19 protein-coding genes are annotated in these 17,412 nt (G+C 43.5%); 3 read left to right on the plus strand and 16 right to left on the minus strand.

What is annotated here, in order from left to right:
• Positions 1-66: 66 nt before the first annotated feature.
• The gene (locus QUA00_RS05155) at positions 67-456 is read right to left on the minus strand and encodes a hypothetical protein (protein ID WP_333408901.1); all 390 of its coding nucleotides are present in this window, start codon (positions 454-456) and stop codon (positions 67-69) included.
• Positions 457-797: 341 nt separating this feature from the next.
• Between QUA00_RS05155 and QUA00_RS05160 the strand changes: the two genes are divergently transcribed.
• Positions 798-2,264 (plus strand): glycoside hydrolase family 13 protein, encoded by a 1,467-nt coding sequence (locus QUA00_RS05160; protein ID WP_333408902.1) that lies wholly within the window; start codon positions 798-800, stop codon positions 2,262-2,264.
• Between the two features lie 189 nt (positions 2,265-2,453).
• On the opposite strand, the gene QUA00_RS05165 is transcribed toward QUA00_RS05160, so the two are convergent.
• From QUA00_RS05165 to QUA00_RS05175, 3 genes are all read right to left on the minus strand, one after another.
• Positions 2,454-2,867: a fasciclin domain-containing protein gene (locus QUA00_RS05165; protein ID WP_333107900.1), complete on the minus strand. Its 414-nt coding sequence runs from the start codon at positions 2,865-2,867 to the stop codon at positions 2,454-2,456.
• A 198-nt stretch (positions 2,868-3,065) separates the two neighbouring features.
• Complete coding sequence (iscB, locus tag QUA00_RS05170; RefSeq protein ID WP_333408904.1) at positions 3,066-4,337, minus strand: RNA-guided endonuclease IscB; 1,272 nt, start codon at positions 4,335-4,337, stop codon at positions 3,066-3,068.
• A 294-nt stretch (positions 4,338-4,631) separates the two neighbouring features.
• The gene (locus tag QUA00_RS05175) at positions 4,632-5,057 is read right to left on the minus strand and encodes a DUF2358 domain-containing protein (protein WP_333139382.1); all 426 of its coding nucleotides are present in this window, start codon (positions 5,055-5,057) and stop codon (positions 4,632-4,634) included.
• A 58-nt stretch (positions 5,058-5,115) separates the two neighbouring features.
• Here QUA00_RS05175 and QUA00_RS05180 point away from each other — a divergent pair, with 58 nt between their 5' ends.
• The gene (locus QUA00_RS05180) at positions 5,116-5,688 is read left to right on the plus strand and encodes a hypothetical protein (protein ID WP_333139354.1); all 573 of its coding nucleotides are present in this window, start codon (positions 5,116-5,118) and stop codon (positions 5,686-5,688) included.
• 130 nt (positions 5,689-5,818) lie between these two features.
• Here the strand turns inward: QUA00_RS05180 and QUA00_RS05185 are convergent, their stop codons facing one another.
• The 3 genes from QUA00_RS05185 to QUA00_RS05195 all read right to left on the minus strand — a co-directional run bounded on the left by QUA00_RS05185 (position 5,819) and on the right by QUA00_RS05195 (position 8,166).
• On the minus strand, positions 5,819-6,361 hold the full coding sequence (locus QUA00_RS05185) for an REP-associated tyrosine transposase (RefSeq protein WP_333408905.1): 543 nt from the start codon (positions 6,359-6,361) through the stop codon (positions 5,819-5,821).
• A gap of 168 nt (positions 6,362-6,529) precedes the next feature.
• On the minus strand, positions 6,530-6,925 hold the full coding sequence (locus QUA00_RS05190) for a VOC family protein (RefSeq protein ID WP_333107902.1): 396 nt from the start codon (positions 6,923-6,925) through the stop codon (positions 6,530-6,532).
• Positions 6,926-6,978: 53 nt separating this feature from the next.
• Entirely contained in the window at positions 6,979-8,166 is a 1,188-nt protein-coding gene (locus QUA00_RS05195; protein ID WP_333408906.1) for a histidinol-phosphate transaminase, read from the minus strand.
• 182 nt (positions 8,167-8,348) lie between these two features.
• Between QUA00_RS05195 and QUA00_RS05200 the strand changes: the two genes are divergently transcribed.
• The gene (locus tag QUA00_RS05200) at positions 8,349-8,633 is read left to right on the plus strand and encodes a WGxxGxxG family protein (protein ID WP_333139346.1); all 285 of its coding nucleotides are present in this window, start codon (positions 8,349-8,351) and stop codon (positions 8,631-8,633) included.
• Positions 8,634-8,790: 157 nt separating this feature from the next.
• On the opposite strand, the gene QUA00_RS05205 is transcribed toward QUA00_RS05200, so the two are convergent.
• The 9 genes from QUA00_RS05205 to QUA00_RS05245 all read right to left on the minus strand — a co-directional run bounded on the left by QUA00_RS05205 (position 8,791) and on the right by QUA00_RS05245 (position 17,399).
• A complete protein-coding gene (locus QUA00_RS05205; protein WP_333107905.1) occupies positions 8,791-9,498 on the minus strand; it encodes an ROK family protein in 708 nt (235 codons plus the stop codon).
• Positions 9,499-9,530: 32 nt separating this feature from the next.
• The gene (locus QUA00_RS05210; RefSeq protein WP_333408907.1) at positions 9,531-10,220 is read right to left on the minus strand and encodes a YqiA/YcfP family alpha/beta fold hydrolase; all 690 of its coding nucleotides are present in this window, start codon (positions 10,218-10,220) and stop codon (positions 9,531-9,533) included.
• Positions 10,221-10,517: 297 nt separating this feature from the next.
• Positions 10,518-11,003: a Spy/CpxP family protein refolding chaperone gene (locus QUA00_RS05215; RefSeq protein WP_333139342.1), complete on the minus strand. Its 486-nt coding sequence runs from the start codon at positions 11,001-11,003 to the stop codon at positions 10,518-10,520.
• Positions 11,004-11,022: 19 nt separating this feature from the next.
• The gene (locus QUA00_RS05220; protein ID WP_333408908.1) at positions 11,023-11,469 is read right to left on the minus strand and encodes a hypothetical protein; all 447 of its coding nucleotides are present in this window, start codon (positions 11,467-11,469) and stop codon (positions 11,023-11,025) included.
• On the minus strand, positions 11,466-12,056 hold the full coding sequence (locus QUA00_RS05225) for a sigma-70 family RNA polymerase sigma factor (RefSeq protein WP_333139338.1): 591 nt from the start codon (positions 12,054-12,056) through the stop codon (positions 11,466-11,468). The genes QUA00_RS05220 and QUA00_RS05225 overlap by 4 nt, the downstream gene beginning before the upstream one ends.
• Before the next feature lie 384 nt (positions 12,057-12,440).
• Complete coding sequence (locus tag QUA00_RS05230) at positions 12,441-14,492, minus strand: transglutaminase domain-containing protein (RefSeq protein WP_333408909.1); 2,052 nt, start codon at positions 14,490-14,492, stop codon at positions 12,441-12,443.
• Entirely contained in the window at positions 14,489-15,841 is a 1,353-nt protein-coding gene (locus QUA00_RS05235; RefSeq protein WP_333408910.1) for a DUF58 domain-containing protein, read from the minus strand. The genes QUA00_RS05230 and QUA00_RS05235 overlap by 4 nt, the downstream gene beginning before the upstream one ends.
• Before the next feature lie 3 nt (positions 15,842-15,844).
• A complete protein-coding gene (locus QUA00_RS05240; RefSeq protein WP_333308149.1) occupies positions 15,845-16,807 on the minus strand; it encodes a MoxR family ATPase in 963 nt (320 codons plus the stop codon).
• Between the two features lie 55 nt (positions 16,808-16,862).
• Positions 16,863-17,399 carry an opioid growth factor receptor-related protein gene (locus QUA00_RS05245; protein ID WP_333139331.1) on the minus strand — a complete coding sequence of 179 codons (537 nt, stop codon included), beginning with the start codon at positions 17,397-17,399 and terminating at the stop codon, positions 16,863-16,865.
• Between the last annotated feature and the right edge of the window lie 13 nt (positions 17,400-17,412).

Raw genomic sequence — 17,412 nt, forward strand, 5'->3', positions numbered from 1 at the left:
CACAGAAACCGGGTTGTTTAATCCAAATACTTCTTCAAACCCTCAATAAGAGTTAAAAAACCCGGTTTATGAGAGTTGGAGTGCTTCCGGGACAGGAGTTAAGAGTTTTGAGTTGTGAGTTAAAATACCCATCAATCCATAATGGATATTTAAAAAAGTTTTGAGTTGTGAGTTAAAATACCCTTCCCTAAATAAAGGCAGTTTAAGGAAAGAATAAGGTTCGGGGTTTTGGCTGTTAATAACAAGTTTTTTGGGTAAATTCCCCGTTTTCACAATTTCTCGATCGAGGCTCATGGTGCTGTTGTTCTTTTTCAAGGCAGGTCGATACTCGCACCGCCACGCCCACTGACCGAAAGCATGCAGGATACAAGCCCCCGGATTCATCCGTCCAGAAATAAAAAACCTGTATCCGAGAAACTTGCCCCCCGAATTTATCCGTGGGGTCAATGCTTCCATTCTTTAATCTAAAATCTAAAATCTAAAATCTAAAATCGATTGACGCTCTGTATGGGCCCAAAGTGCGCTCTGGTTCTGCTTGAATTTGATCCGGTTCTTTTTGCTGGCGTTCCTGTTATCTGAGTTTGTCCGACTCCACACCAGTCAGAAAGCGCCGCCCGTCGGGACGATAAATTTCTAGGTAGAGTCAGTTTTCAGTCTTAGATTGACTGCAAATTTGTGTAATATTTTACAATTTGTCGATCGAGAAAATTGCAGAAAATGTCTATTCTCTACCAAAAGCTAGATCCGCAACAAACATCTGCTACTGTAGCCTAACCCCTAAAAGCTAGAAAAAGTGTATGCAAATTCAAACGCCGGACTGGGTTAAAAACGCCGTATTCTACCAAATATTCCCCGATCGCTTCGCCAAAAGCAAACAGCCTCGCAAACGCATGCTGCAAAACTTCATGTGGGAAGAATGGCAGGCAATGCCCACCCTGCAAGGCTACAAAGGTGGCGACTTGTGGGGCGTGATGGAACAGCTAGACTACTTGCAAGACTTAGGCATTAACGCAATTTACTTCACCCCCATATTTCAGTCGGCCAGCAATCACCGCTACCACACCCACGACTACTATCAAGTCGATCCGATGTTGGGTGGCAATCCAGCTTTTAAAGAGCTTCTAGACGCCGCCCACGATCGCAATATCAAAGTTGTCCTCGACGGCGTATTCAACCACGCCAGCCGCGGCTTTTTCTTCTTCCACGACATCCTCGAAAACGGCCCCGGTTCTCCTTGGCTCGATTGGTTTAAAATTGAAGGCTGGCCGTTATCTGCCTACGACGGCAATTTTCCTGCTAATTATGCCGGTTGGGATGGGAATCGAGCCCTTCCTGTATTCAATCACGACAATCCCGAAGTGCGAGAATACATCATGGAAATCGCCGAATATTGGATTGAATTCGGCGTCGATGGCTGGCGGCTGGACGTTCCTTTTGAAATTAAAACTCCGGGATTTTGGCAGGAATTTCGAGACCGAGTTAAAGCAGTTAATCCCGAAGCTTACATTGTCGGCGAAGTCTGGGAGGATGCGAGAGAATGGCTCGACGGCACTCAATTTGACGGGGTAATGAATTATCTTTTTGCTGCACCGACTATTGCTTTTGCAGCGGGGGACAGGGTAGATTTAACTCAAATTGAAGGCCGTGCTTACCATCCCTACCCACCGCTTTTTGCTAAAGAGTACGGCGACAAAATTCAGCAGGTTTTGGAACTGTACCCGTGGCCAATACAGCTAACTCAACTTAATTTGTTAGCCAGTCACGATACTGCGAGGTTGTTAACAATTGCAGGAGGCGATAGAGCTAGTGTCGAACTCGCAACTTTGCTGCTGTTAACTTTTCCCGGAGCTCCTAGCATTTACTACGGCGATGAAGTTGGTTTGCCCGGTGCTCTCGATCCCGATTCTCGTCGCAGTTTTCCCTTACAAGGTCAGTGGGAACTTGATGTTTTAGATTATCACAAGCAGTTGATAGCTTTGCGGCACAAATACGCTGCCCTCCGCACTGGTTCGTACCAAGTTCTGTTTGCTGAGGGAACGGTTTACGTTTTTGCCAGAATTTTGGGGGATGAGGAAATAGTTGTTGCTGTCAATGTCGCGACCGAAGAAGCTAATATTAGCTTTGAGCCAGCTAGTTTGAAATCTCCTCACGATAAATTGCTGTTCGGTAAAGGCGAGTTTGTTTGGAAAGGTGACGGGGAAACTCGGCATTTAGAATTGATGCTGCCGGCGCGATCGGCATTGATTTTAGGTTCGGATAATTAGTTCAGCAATTACGCAAGTGTCACGATTCAATCGACTTGTAGGGTGCGTCAAACCGATTGATGGACGGATGATCCAGGGTTTTGGCTCTGACGCACCTTACTAATTGTGACACTTGCGTAAGTTCTCTAGTTTAAAATGTAATGTGCGCCCATAAGCACCCTACTAAATTTAGAGAGGCCGCAAGTTTGATTATGCGGCAACCAATGCTGGTATTAGCACCGCATCAATGATATGAATGACGCCATTGTCGGCAAGAATATTGGAAGTGAGAACTTTAGCATCATTCACTTTAAGTCCGTCAGAAGTATCAATTCCTACCACAGAACCTTCCACTGTTTCAGCAGAACTTAACTCAAGCAAATTCTCAGTTAGTACCTCGCCAAACAGAATGTGATAAGTCAGAATTTTCTTGAGCTTGGGTATGTCTTCCAGCCAAGACGTAATAGTGTTCGTAGGAATTTTGGCAAATGCCTCGTCAGTTGGTGCTAAGACGGTGTAGGGGCCCGGACTTTGCAATAAATCTAACAAACCAGCCGCTTCAATAACAGTCACGAGGGTTTTGAAAGAGCCGGCATTGGTGGCAGTCTCGACAATATCAGCCATGATGTTTTTCAGGAGTGCAAATAGCAGAAAATGAATCAGAGGCGACACTCATTTTAGCAATTTACAAATAGCAGAAAATGAATCGGAGGGATGATGATTATTTTAGTCATAAAAAACACTCGGTAAGTGGGAAACTCAGTGACTTCAGTCCTGAGAGGAAAACGACCCGGCGATTTCAAGCGCCGTGAATCTTCAAGTTCAAAATGAGTAATTGTAGCCATCTTTGTGATGAACAATTTTGCAGTATTTATGGCTAATCCCTTGCATCAATTCTGATGCCGAGATATTAAACGAACCCGTCGTTCTAACCGCAACTCGACCAACATATTCACCAATTTTCTTGCCACTGGTAACGACTGCTTTTACAATGTCGCCCGTTTGAAAACCTTTGACAAACTTGTTTCTCGGAACGTACCGAGATGGAAAGCCAAATTTGTCTGTGCGGCACATTTGACGAGTTCCGTGTCCAGTCGCCTTGATTAGCAATGGTTTACTCGTTACTACAGACAATGATTCAAGTTGACCGACACAAGCAGCATCAAGCCAATGAGTTTTAGGTAGTTGCAGTCGAGTACGATTAAACTTGGTCAGTCCACCTGAACCAGTTAAGACGGGCAACCCCGTTTCTTTCAGTCGAGAGAACAGCGCCCATCGAGTCGAATTCACGGCAGCAGCATCCTTGAGCGGACGTTTTGCTTGTGCAAGAATGTGCTTCAAAATGTCAGGTTTTTTGGCTAAGAATTGCTGAACATCTTGAGTACCTTTCTTCTGGTTGCACTTCTCGCAAGCAAGGCAGAGATTAGAAATTCGATTGCTTCCACCCTTGGCTTTTGGATGAACGTGTTCAACTTGCAAAGGTACGTTTTCAAGGTTGCAATAAGCACATTTCCTGTTCCATTTATTCAATAAATACTCGCGGATTTCGTACCCACATAAAATGCCTTGCTGGTACTCCAGTCCACTAATTTCTGGGTTTTCTAGTTGTTGTAGATCGAATCTGACAAGCTCTTGAACGATTAGACTGATTGGTGCAAGTCTGCGTAATTTGTTGACCCAAGTTAGGGTGGTTTCTACCCGGTGCTGCAAAGATGGTGCTAACCAACCTTTTTGGCGGGTACGGTTTAAAAACCTTGCTTGGCGGTAGCGAGTATGACGGTTTCGTCTTCCTCGACGCAGTGCGCGACGGGAATCAAGACTTGCTTTGATGGCTTGACCTCGATGAGTTAGTTCAGCGCCAAAAATTACTTTCTCACCTTCTAGTAAAGCGATGCCAGTAGTTTTAGAACCTGGATCTAACTTGAGACTAATTGATTCAATAGTTGCTGTTATCACCTTTTTGAGAATAATTGTGAATGGGAACCGTCTAAAAACAGCCGCTTTGCCGGCAGTTAACAACTTATGAGCCATTGAAGGCTTGCAAGGTGTTAGCGGTCTTTTGTTTGTATCAAGTACGAAAATAAAATTGGACATTGTTGCGTCCCTCCACTTGCGTGTAATGTTAGCTTCGCCAAGGTTATAAGAGCTTTTTAAACCTGCAACACTGCCTCAGTGACTTTAAGACTGTTTAGTTGCAGATGACAGAGCAGGGAACTAGCTTCGCATTCGCCTGGTGTCGTGACTAAAATAACGTAGATTTCAAGAATCTTAGGCTGGTCAGCATAGCTTGCAATTTCTTACAAGCTCAGTCTCTTTAGAGCTGAGTTACTGACTATAAGTTAATTCGGTTGCCGACCCTGATGGCTCGGCCCGATCGACCTTTTTGGCTTATACTTGGCTCGCCTCCTCCCCCTTGCGGAAAAACTGCTTTAAAATCTCTCCGGGTTCTCTGTCCCAGGTGTCGATATGTTCGTAAATTAAGCCGTCTTTATCCAGTTTATAAGTAGAGTAGCCGTTAAAAAAAATCCGAGCTTTCCAGGGAACCCGCAGTGTCCCGCGAACAGTCCAATTTGCCACAATAGTATCAGGGGCTGTCTGACCTACGTCGTGGAGGTCGAAGTAAATCTCGTTAAAGAATAGCTGCCCGTGAAATCGCAGAGTCCAAAAGATAATGCGATAGTTGATTTTTCCTTTAAATTTGTTAACAGGGTCTTGAAAATAAACATCTTTTGTGTAGATGTCGTAGGAGATGTCTTTTTCAAAAAGCGTCGGGAGATCCGCTTTCAGGGTGTCTACTGCTTGTTCTACCTGCATTTGATATTCGATCGCGCTCAAACTACCACCTTGTGACAGTATTAATTTATGACTTTAAATGAATAATCTCGATCGGCAGCGGGAGGAGAAAAAAATTGATACTTCAACCAGCTCTAATCTTACCTCTAATTATATTGTCCCCCTCGGCCTTTCTGCTGACCCGGACTTGCGAACTCGAAACCTTGGCACAGATTTGACAGAACACCCCCACTCCTCTGACATTCTCGCAGAAATCAACAGCGGCAAGCTGTTGATGGTAGATAGCCGTCGCCGGAACGGCCTAATTTTGATTAAACGTTTCCACGCGGAGTTTGCCGGGCCTGGGGCTGCCGTTGGGGGCGCTTTTGATGTTGACTCTCAGCAGGCGATTCCCGTGGGCGATTTTTGTTTGGTTTGCCCTCAATCTCCCGAAGAAATACAGAAAGCTTTTGGAATTCGGCGGCAGTGGGTGCGGTTAATGGAACAGTTAACGGCAAAGCCAGCAGCTTTGGAACGCGCACAAATGGTTTTAACTCAGTTTGAACAATATTTGGATTGGGAAACGGTGGCACAAATTCCCGATGAAGCTTTGGCACTTTTAGTAGGCGTATTTCCTCAAACCATTCGGGCGGCACGGCAGATTGATAATTAAAAATGTTATTGCATCATTTTAGCCGTAGGTTGGGTTGAGGAACGAAACCCAACGCAACCGATGTTGATGTTGGGTTTCCACTATCGTTCCAACCCAACCTACGCAAGATTTGTTGCAAAATTAATATTCATCATTCCTGACCAACTTCATTGTCCCATTCAATCAGAACATTCGCGCCCCAATCCCTTGAATAAGAACCATCCTGCACATAGCGATGAAAACTGGAATATTCCCAATCCCGTGGTGCGGCAACTAATCCATGCTTGACCGGATTATAATGAATGTAATCCACATGATTTGCCAAATCCACTTCATCTCTAATTTGATGCTCCCAAAACCGCCTCTGCCAGATAGCTTGCTCACCTTTTTTCAAACGAGATACTGAACGAGTTTGTTTATATTGCTCAGGACAATTACGACTGAAATAATTCTTGATCGATCGCCAGCGAGTTGAAAAATTAGCATCTTGATCTGGCAGCGTCCAAATACAATGGAGATGATCTGGTAAAACAACAATAGCATCAATTGTAAAGGGAAATCCACCTATAACATTGCGGAATGCAGCGCGAAGCAGCTCTACCATTTCGGGGTCAGAAAATAAGCGTTGGCGCTGATACGTAACAATAGTAAAAAAATAGGTAGCTCCGGGAGTTTTTAGACGACGATACTGCATGTGCTAAGCACTGATTTTTATAGTGTAGGTTGGGTTGAGGCACGAAACCCAACATTCTGTATAAGCCGTGGAGTTGAGAAACGAAACCCAACATTATTAATCAATTGGGTGTTTGGCAGAGCGAAGCGTAGGGTTCGCTATCACTTAACCCAACCTACAGAATACCAGCTACAAGCTCCACTCGGCATTCTGCAAAACGACTCGATAGCCATCTGGGTCTTGAAAGGTCACTCCATCTTTGTCCCAGTAGGGATTGTAGGAGTTTACAGGCTCAAATCCCATTGCTTTCATTCGCTCAACAGCCTGCTGCCATTCTTGTTGGTTAGGAAGGTAAAAGACGATAAGATTGTCTTGAGTTGGAGCGCCACCTACAATATGTCCCCGTTGATGGATAAATTCAAAGTGGTGGCTTTCTCCTGGCATCCCAACCATTACTCCGTCAAAACCTTCATGGTTTTCAAAACTATCGAGGATTTGCAGCCCTAAACCCTCTGTGTAAAAATGAACAACTCGATCGAGGCAATCCGTTGGACGAGCAACCCGTAAAACCTTTCCTTGAAGCATATATATCTTCTCCTAAGTTATTTTTGTGTCAAGCAGAAACTGGAGACCGAATATTATGAGTTGTCAAAAATTTCTCCAATTCGATCGACTGTCCGCTGATTTTCCTCCGGGCTACCCACCGTAATTCGCAAACCTCCCCCAGTATGCCTAATTAAAGTACCTCCCTCTTTTAGCTGCTGCATCATTTGTTTGTGTTCCTGTTCGGCAGATTCGCCCTCGCTGGCTTTCACGCGCAGGTAAACGAAGTTAGCCGCACTCGGCCAAACTTGCAATTTTTGATGCTGAGTTAGCGCTGCAATTAATTTGGCTCTTTCTGATAGAGTTTCTGGAATAGTTGCTAGCAATAACTGCCGCTGCGCTAGAGCTAACTCGGCTGCAGTTTGCGAGAAACTGGGAAGGTTGTAGGGGAGACGGATTTTTTCTAAGGCGGCTGTGAGTTCGGGATGGGCGATCGCATATCCGACTCTCATTGATGCTAGCCGAAATGCTTTGGAAAATGTCCGCAAAATTATCCAATTCGGGTGGTTGTGCAATTGGTCGGCTAAAGTATTTTGGCTGAATTCAAAATATGCTTCGTCAATTACTACTAATATCTCTTCGGGTAAAGTTGACAACCATTCTATTTCATCGGTTGTCAAAGCATTGGCTGTGGGCGAATTGGGGTGAACGACAAAGACGGCGCGCACGGGGGGATTTTGATTTTGGGCGATCGCCCTTTTAGCCTCCTCGATATCGATTTCAAAATTCTCCTCTTTCCGCTGAACACTCACAACGGGAATGCCGAGGGTTTGGGCGATTATTCCATACATCGAAAAGGTGGGATTCGCTACCAAAATAGAGCCTTGGCCGCCTAAACAAGTAGCTATTAAGATGGATCGAATTAGTTCGTCGGAACCGTTGCCCACAGAAATATTGTCGGCTGTAATGGCGGTTTTTGGCCGTGTAACCCCCCCTAGCCCCCCCTTGTTAAGGGGGGGGACATTTAGGGATTCATTGACGTATTGGGCGATCGCCTCTTTGAGCGCTGCGTGGCCTCCGTCGGGATAACGATTTGTCTCAATTAACTGCTGGTAAGTCCAAGCTAGCTTTTTTTTTAATTCTTCTGGCAACTCGTAGGGGCATTCATTGGTATCCAGGCGATCGATCGCACTTTCCGAGTGCGCTGATTCTCCTGATGTGCCGCCCGGATGGGGAGTGTATGCGGTAAGTTCGGCTAAATCTTTTCGGATAAAGGGAAGCATGGTATAATTTACGACTTTTTATTTTAGATTATCTGCTTAGAAGCATCTGAACTTAGCATAGAGCTTGTTCTATCTCGAAAGCAAGAGGAGAGGGGGATTTAGTTTCTGTCGATCGATTGATGCGTCGGCTGTAACAAATTGATTATTTTGATAAAGTAACTGCTGATATTTGGAGACCGAGTATGAAAGTTAAGCCTTCCGATTTATCTAAAAATGCCGCCGCTACCCTCATAGCTTTGAGTTTGGCTGTTCTCCCTTCAGCTATGCCTGCCTCAGCTCAAACCGAGTCAGCTCCGGCACAGAACAATACTGAGTCTAATGGAGTTGTTCTAGACACCACTCCCCTTCAAGAAAGCAAGGAAGACAACAATCATTGGGGTGCTTTGGGTTTGTTGGGCATCCTCGGTTTGGCGAATCTCTTTCGCAAGGATGAACCCAAACGCTACCGCGATCCGATGGGCGAATAATTTTTTAAACTGCCATCGCACCAGCCAAAAACCCAATCAACCGTCGTGGATTCAGAAACCGGGTTTTTTACCTAAAGACTGGATTATTGCCTTTAATCCAACCAAAAAATCCGGTTTCTTTGATATTATTGATGGCTATTTTAGCCACAAAGTTTATTCAATCGCGCCACAAAGCAATCCCGCCCAATAAACCGCTCACATTGGGTACTATTTTAACCTGTGGCGGTAACTCAACAGCAATCTTTTTAGTATTGCCGCCGCCGATGTAAATACGATCGCAATTAAAGAGATTTTGCAGATAGGTGAGCGCTTTTTCCAGACGGCGATTCCATCTTTTGGAGCCCACTGTATCTAATGCCGATCGCCCTAATTGCTGTTCGTAAGTTTCCCCTTTGCGAAACGGGTGATGTCCTAATTCTAGATTTGGCACCAAGATACCATCGACAAATAAGGCAGAACCGAAACCGGTGCCAAGGGTAATTACTAATTCTACCCCCGTCCCAGCAATTGCTCCCAATCCTTGAATATCGGCATCGTTAGCCACTCGCACAGGTTTTCCCAAGCGATCTTTGAGGGTAGTTTCTAGGTCAAAATCTATCCAAGACGGATCTAAATTCACTGCGGTTTTGATGACGCCTAGACGCACGACACCGGGAAAACCGACGGATACTCGGTCAAATTCCCCTTGTCCGCTTGCTAAAGAGGCGATCGCCTCTAGTACGGGTTCCGGTTTCGGTGGTTGAGGCGTTTCTAAACGGCTGCGTTCCGTTTGGGGCTCGCCTTCATTGTCCAAAACCATAACTTTGATGCCACTTCCGCCAATGTCAACGGCTAGGGTGCGAGTCGATCGATCTTGTTCAGTCATTTGAGTGTTAAGACTTGCAAGTTGGTCAAATTTTAATTTTTGAATTGGCAAAACTTTTGAATCGCTTCCCACATTTCCGCTAGGACATTTCCCAAAGAATGATCGTCTTCTAATTCGATTAATTGCACCCAGGGACGGTTAGCGGCAAAATTTCTGCTAGCTTGAATCGGTATTATTGTATCATGCTTCCCGTGGAGAATTAACGTAGGCACGGAGCGCATTAATTTTTCTTCAGGGTATTGAGCCATATCTGCCACAAACTGATAATTCAGCGGCAGATAACCTTGTTCGCCGTAGTGGTAAACGGGCAAATATTTCTCAGACTGCCATTTTTCTAACTGTTGCTGTCCCAGCAGCGGCAGCCAGTGGGAGATAAAGTCAAAAGCCGGTGCTAACAAAACTATTTGTTTTACGGACAATTGTCGATCGGCCAACCAAGCCGCTGTCAGCCCCCCAAAACTAGACCCTATTATTGTAACTCCGCCTAATTCTTTTACCTTTTCTGCCGATTGCGAGGATTGGGTTTGCAGAAAGTCTGTTTCTATTTGCTGCAACTGACGGGTGAGGGTGAGGCCGGAAAAATCGTTTTGATTGAGATCGGGAGTTTTTAGGTCAATTTCTAGGGACGAAAAGCGCTCTCGGAAATATTTTGCCTTAAGGGAATCGGGACTTGAAGCAAATCCGTGTAAATAAATGTAACTCGAATCGTTCTGTAGATTCATCCAGAAAATTTTATGAGACTTCTCAACTAATTATTTTAACTTAAAATGAGTTATTAAATAAAAAAATAAGACCCTAAGTAGATGAACATATTTACTGATTATCCCAAGAGAGAAATCCATCGCATAGACTTGAAATCGCTTACTTTTTAGACGAATTATCCGAAGAGAGAAAGCCATCGCGTAGATTACAGAAAACCAGCGTTTATCGATGCCTGTATTTATTGATTTATACCTGCTTACAATGAATCGCAGAGTGCGAATTACGCACCCTGCAATTCACTCTAAACTACTCGTCAATTACTGCGGTTTTTGACCGTTTTGCATCCGGTTTTTAGCATTTTGTCGGCGCTGCTGCATCAGTTGAGCTAATTGGCTACGTTGTTCGGCAGTGAGCACTTCTCGCATTGCGAGTGTAATTTCAAATTGCACCTCTTCCAACTGCTGCCTCAATCCCATTATTTGACGGTGTTTGTCGCGTATTTGGCTGGCATTTTCCTTGCCGGACATCATCGTTTCCAATTCTTGTCTGGCTTGGCGGACTGCTTGCATTCGCTGGGAAACTTGGTCTTTGTAGCGATCGCGCACTGCCTGCATTTGCTGCTTTTGGTCTGCGCTTAAATTAAGTTTCTCGAACATCCCACCTTCCCTGCCAGCGGGTCGATTGGGACGCTGGTTTTGTGCAATTGTTTCTGGTTCTAGGGGATTGGGAACTGCTATTGCTGCGGCTGTGCTGCCGAGAGTCAGCATTAAAACGGCTAGGGCAGAAATACGACGAATTGACATGAAAATTACCTCTTTGATATTACTTATTTGTGGGCGGTTCACTGTCAGCACCAGGGCTGAAAGTCAACCAGTCTGTTTGTGAGCGATCGGTCATACTTTCTTGCGGAGAATCATGGAGGACACCCTCCCAGTTAGTAACTAAAAATGCTTCTAACTTAGCTGTTTCCTCATCTGGCAATTGTGCAGTCTCAAACGGACGGTAGCCAGACCAAAGAACTAGGAGACCAGCAGCAATCGCAGACGACACAGCCCACTTAGAAACCGATGATATTTTTAACCTGTCATTAGACTTAGGTGACGTAGTTACTGGCGTTTTTTCCCGGTGGGTTTCATTAACAACGCTCGCCTGATTACTTTCTATTGCTGCTAGAATTTTTTGCTCTAAATCTGGTGCAGCTTCAGGAATCTTTGGGCGATGTTGCTTCAAAAAATTAACTAACTCTTGGTCGCTGCTTGGGTTATTCATAGCTCGCTGACACCTTCTTTTTGCAAAAATTGCCGCAGAGAATTTCGGGCATAAAACACGCGAGATTTGACGGTTCCCGCAGGCAGTCCCAAAATTTGGGCTACTTCTTTTTGCGGGATGTCTTCTAAGTCGTGCAGCACCAAAACGCTGCGGTGTTCAAAGCTCAATTGCTCCAGTCCCCGTTGCACTAAATCTTGATAGTGCAACTGCATCAAGTCCGATGTGTTATCTTTGAAAATAACCCGATCCATTGTTTCTTGATTTTTGAGTTGGGAGTCAAAAGAATGCTGTTTAGCAAATGCTTGTCTTTGGTCGGAAGCCACATTCCACGTGATTCGATAAAGCCAAGTAGAAAAGTTTTCCTGGTGCTTGAGTTTGGGCAATCCTTTCCAGACTCGCAGGAATACTTCTTGTGCTAAATCGTCAAGAAGTGAGGGGCCGCAGAGTTGGTAAAGGGTTGACCTGACTTTGTGTTGGTACCGTTGGTAAAGGTAGCGAAAGCAAGTGCGATCGCCCTTTAAACATTGAGCAACTAAGTCCGAGTCGGAACAGTCATCGGTTAAAACATTGGCTGACACAGCTAACACCTGTGAAGTCTCCCCCACCAGTTCGTTATCTGAAGTGTTTAGACAGGGCGATCGCAAAAAAGGTTCAAAGGATTTAAAATTTTTTTTCGACGAGGCGGCAGGTAGGGAAACGGCACTGCCGTGTCCTGATTTTTCCTGTAATTAACGGGTTCCGAGGTGTAAACCTGGGAACCCAGATCCAGAGTCCCAGCCTTGGTTGAGAAAATGGACGCTCTGACTCGCCCCAGAAGCGTTACTTTTACAAGTGATTTAGAAAAGCTATGTATAGCGGTTATCAATTAAGGGAGGTACAAGTTTAGATTGAATAACTGAATAGTTGGGGAATTTACGAATCAATTAAAAAGTCCTCAATACCCCAATTTAAAATCTAAATCTGTACATTATCTACCTGAGAAAAGCTATAGTAGGCTTAGCGCTTTTATTGACCTGAGAGTTTGAGGCGATCGCCTGCCGGTGATATTGCTCTATCCAGGATTGAATTGCCAATTTAAATTCAGCTTTTTGTGCGTCTTGAATTCCTTTTGGATCGAAGCGATCGCAATAATGAATCTCAATCAACAATGCTAACTCTTCGAGACAATATAACTCCGGTTTTTCTTTTTTTAACCTCTCGATCCAATTTTTAAAAGACTCGGAAGGATGGCGAATCAATCCAGACTCATTTAAAGCCTGTTCGATTAAATAAAATTCCGATTTCGGACTCAACGAATCTTTGTTATAAATAGCTTTTAGCCAGCTTTGTTTCTTAGATAAAAGGCGTACATTTTTCTTAAAATTAGGATTACACCTCCAGAAAAATATTAAGATCAGCAGGATGACTCCCCCATACTTCAATCCATTGCTACCTGATAAATATCGCAACCCCAGCAAAATTTTGTAACTCAATAGCGACCATAAATCAGAGATAAATGCCCCTGGGGGAGCAGCAGCATCCTCCATGCTTTGCCAATCAGAAGGCGTAGGATCAAAAGCTTGCCATTTTCCCGCGATATAAGCCAAAGTCCAAGCATGAGCATGGCGACTTCTTACAATATACTGGTTCTCCAAAGAACTAAATTCGTGAACAGAATATCCAACAGCATAACGGGCTGGAATACCGAGTTTTCTCAGGAGAAGTGTCGCAGCAGTAGCAAAATATTCACAATGTCCAGAGCGAGTGTTCAGTAAAAATGTTGATAGAGGCGTAGCATCATTATCTTGGCCCCTAAGCTTCAGTGAATAAACGAAATTTTTTAGGAAAAACCACTCTATTTTATCTAAAATTTGTGGTGGAGACTGGCCTTGAATATCCATTTGGCTGAGGACTTTATTCAGTGCAGCCATTTCTGATTTTGGTATTTGCAGGTCGTCTGCTGTAGGCGGGCTATCTACAGAAAAATTATTATTAAAGTAGCTTCGATAAGCCAGCCTATCAACTTTTCCTACCACTTTAATTGTGCCATATTTATTCTTTTCCATCTGACTGACAGGCAAGGCGTCAATTTTAAAAGTTCCATCTGGCAGCTTTAATAAACCTTGGTTGCCTTGGAGTGTAGCCGAAATAGTAATCGTTGATGGATTCGGTAGTTGGTCGCCTAAATCCCAAGTTGTGCCATTAGTCTTTGGTTGTACGGGAACAAAGTTAGGATTTAAGGCGAGCCACAGTGAAGAGTTGTAGCGATTATAAGTGGCTTCTCTTAGCAGTCGGGGAGGAGTCTGTTTAGCTTCAGGAGCAACTCTAAAAATAATTTCATTTGACTGTTTTAATAATCCCACTGACCCGATGTTTGTTTGTTTTTTCAAAAAATCTGTTTCTTGAGAATTCCCATTACTAAGCCAGGAAATTGCTTGCTGTTCTACTGCTAGGTGAAGTTGGTGCAGACCCATCTGTCCTATAAATCCTATACTGCCAGCAATTAACATCAGACAAAGCCAGAGAATAGATGAAAATCTTTTCGTTCTCACAGACCACAAAGCAATAGCTGTTAAGACAAATATCCCAGCATAAAAAAATATCTCTCTACTATTCGTCGCACTAGCGGATAGCAGACAACAGATAAAATATGGATAATTTAGATTCACCATCAAGGGGTTAAGTGGTGCTTTTTTTGTGGCCTTGTTTAGCCACAAAAACATTAGGCGTATATCCAGACTTTCCTTGACAGAATATACCTGAGCAGCTACCAGTGGAAAGAATACACCAGGAAGCCACTGCAACAAATTATATATCAAGTAAATAGAGCGGTTGGCGACCAGGAGATAAACCAGCAAACAGCACAAAAAAATCAGACATAAATTAGCAATGCGCCTAAAATCACTAGCTGAAAAATCCCACCGATAAGGCCACCAGTTAGCTGCCTCTAAAATCAGAGCAATTGGCAACGCAAAAAACCATAGTCCCGTCTGCCAGCCCCAAAAAATTACACTAACACCCAAAAGAAACACTGGCATTTTCATAATTTCATTAACTCCTCTTGTATTTGACCTAGCTTTAAAATATGGCAGCTTGTTAAGTCATCTTTAATGAGTTCTAAATTTAAGCTATCTAATTGAGCTTCTCGCTCTGTTAAAATTAAAACTAAGGTATGGATACCGCGACTTCTCAGATAATTTACTAATCTTTTTCTAGGTTCGTCCCAGCACAAAAATATACAAATACAACCGCTTAGCAGAGAGATTTTCTCCATCAAAACTGAGGTGAGCGAGTCAAAAACTTTATCCTGACAGGCACCGACGGAGGCGAGAATTTCTAGCATTTTATCAGTAGAGTTCAGCCCTCTGCCAAAGGTAAAACAATAAGCTTCTTGAACGACGAACATCAAATCCAATAATGATTCTTGAGTCTGAACTTCATAGGATAATGAAGCCGCAATTGAAATTGCCTCTTCTAAAATTTCACTATATTTTACATTTTGAAATGTATCCAAAATTAGGGCGTGCCTCACAAAAAATTCATCCTGTTCTTCTTTGACCATTGGCTTACCTGCTTTTGCCCAACTTTTCCAGTGAATTTTTCGTAGCGGATCTCCCGGTCGATAATCCCGCAGAGACCTAAATTCCTCGGAATCTCCTACGGATGAAGCTAATGTTACGCCACCTGATTGATATCTTCTTGAGCCAGGAAGCTGAATTGGTGGTAAATGATATAGTTTGGGTAAAATTAACATAGATTGGGGCAAGGAATTTGTTTTACAAGCATTCCAAATCCCAAAAGGATCTGACCTAGTAACTGTTAGACCACTGAGGCGGATAACACCTCTGCAGGACGGCGTGATTTCACCTACCACTTCTGTTTTGCTATTGGGTGGAAGAGGAGGCAATTCTATGACTTTAGCTGTGGCGCATTGTTTTCTATAAATCAGCCACAGCCAACGATAATAGCCGAAGTATTTATCCAATGAAGTGCGCTGTTCTTCACCCGGTTCAGGTGTTTCTATAAATTCTTGAAAACTTGGGAAGGTGTCGGCAAAATTTTCCCACAATTTCAGGTTATTTTGACTGTGGCTAGTTTTGTTATGAATGAGTATACGGTATTTTAAAGTGACTCCAACAGTTGCAAACTTTGGCAAAAACCGTACTGCATTGAAGCGGAAGCGAAAAAATTTACTAAAAATTATGGCTATTCCTATAATTGACAACAGGAAAGTAAAGATTTGATAAGTCACAGTCTGATTAGTATCTAATCCTAAAATTCCCGCTAAAAGCGTGCAGCTAAGCACTGCTAACCCATTGTTGGTCAATCGCTTCTTTCGCGAGCGATTTACACGCGCACAGAAGCGAAAAATAGCGTAGAAAAAACGTTTCATTTTTTAGGCGGGTACAGGAATAGATTTGATAATTTCTTCAACTACACCTGGGGCCATTCTACCCGAAAAACGCGCTTGAGGTTCCATTACTAGGCGATGAGCGATGACTGATACCGCCTGTTCTTGAATATGTTCAGGCGTAACAAACTCATAGCCATCGAACAAAGCTAATGCTTGAGCAACTTTCATTAAAGCTATGGAAGCTCTGGGACTCGCTCCTAGTTGTACGCCTTCGGCTGAGCGAGTTGCATTCACGATATCTACGAGGTAACGTTTCAATTCTTCACTAATTCTAACTTGCTTTACCTGCTGTTTTAAGCTAATTATATCCTCTAAGTTAACGCAGGTTTGAAGTGTATCAATAGGATGTTGATGGATTTGGTCTCCGAGCAGGTTAACTTCGTCTTCGGGCGAGATGTATCCTAGACTAAATTGAACTGCAAAGCGATCCATTTGGGCTTCAGGAAGTGGATAAGTGCCACGAGATTCTACTGGATTTTGAGTAGCAATAACAAAAAATGGGTCTTTAAGTTTGTGCAAATTTCCGTCAATGCTGACTTGAAATTCTGCCATTGCTTCTAGGAGGGCGGATTGGGTTCGCGGTGATGAGCGATTGATTTCGTCAGCCAAGACAATATTAGCAAAAATAGGCCCTTCGTGGAAATGGAACGTGCGTTGATTGGGGTCGAGCATGGATATGCCCAAGATATCGGATGGCAAAAGGTCAGGTGTAAATTGAATGCGTTTAAAGCTGACATCTACAGATAAGGCTAGGGCTTTAGCTAGGGTAGTTTTACCTGTACCGGGATAATCTTCTAGGAGGACGTGCCCGCCACTGACAAAGGCTGACAGCAATTTCCTGATTGCTGCTGATTGCCCTTTCACGACTTTTTGAATGTTGTTGGAAATCCTTTGATAAATTTCTCTGCCCGACTGAGCGTGATTTTCTGTAATTGCTTTATCCATTATTTATTGTGTTCGTAGCGTCCGGTTACTGTCCCGCTGATTGGCTTCGCTAGATTTAACTATTTACAGCATTTTTCCAATATGTATAAGTTTTTAAACCAATACTTTTTTGATTTTCATTATATATCTCATCCAAACACCTGAAAAGAGCTAAAGCGTAATTTTTCAATCCCAACTCTGTCAAACTTGTGAGAATCCTAGTCAGCCGCAGGTAGTTGTGATTAAATTGTTCAATCCACTCTCTTTTCCTTGACAAATATTCTGGGGACTTGGCAATTACAATTTCTGCGTTTTCCCCTTCGCGGCATTCCAACCCGTAAAACCCCAGCATGACTTTTAGAGATTTGACTAAGCGACTTCTTAACTCTTCACTTGTTCTAAAAGCTTGAATAACCTCATCATTTAAAGTAGGAGCACTGGAATTAAAGCGGCTCTTTTCTCTCAGCGGAAACAGCCATTGAATGTAATTGTGCACGGATTCCAGCTTCTGGTAATCCCACGACCAAATATCCTCGATCGCCCGACCTTGTGAATCAGGCTGCTGGCCGAGATAGAATGCTAAAATTTTGTTTTGTTTGGTTGAATTACTCATTAATCCCTTTACG

The organism is Microcoleus sp. T2B6, from assembly GCF_036700475.1.
Lineage (GTDB): Bacteria > Cyanobacteriota > Cyanobacteriia > Cyanobacteriales > Microcoleaceae > Microcoleus.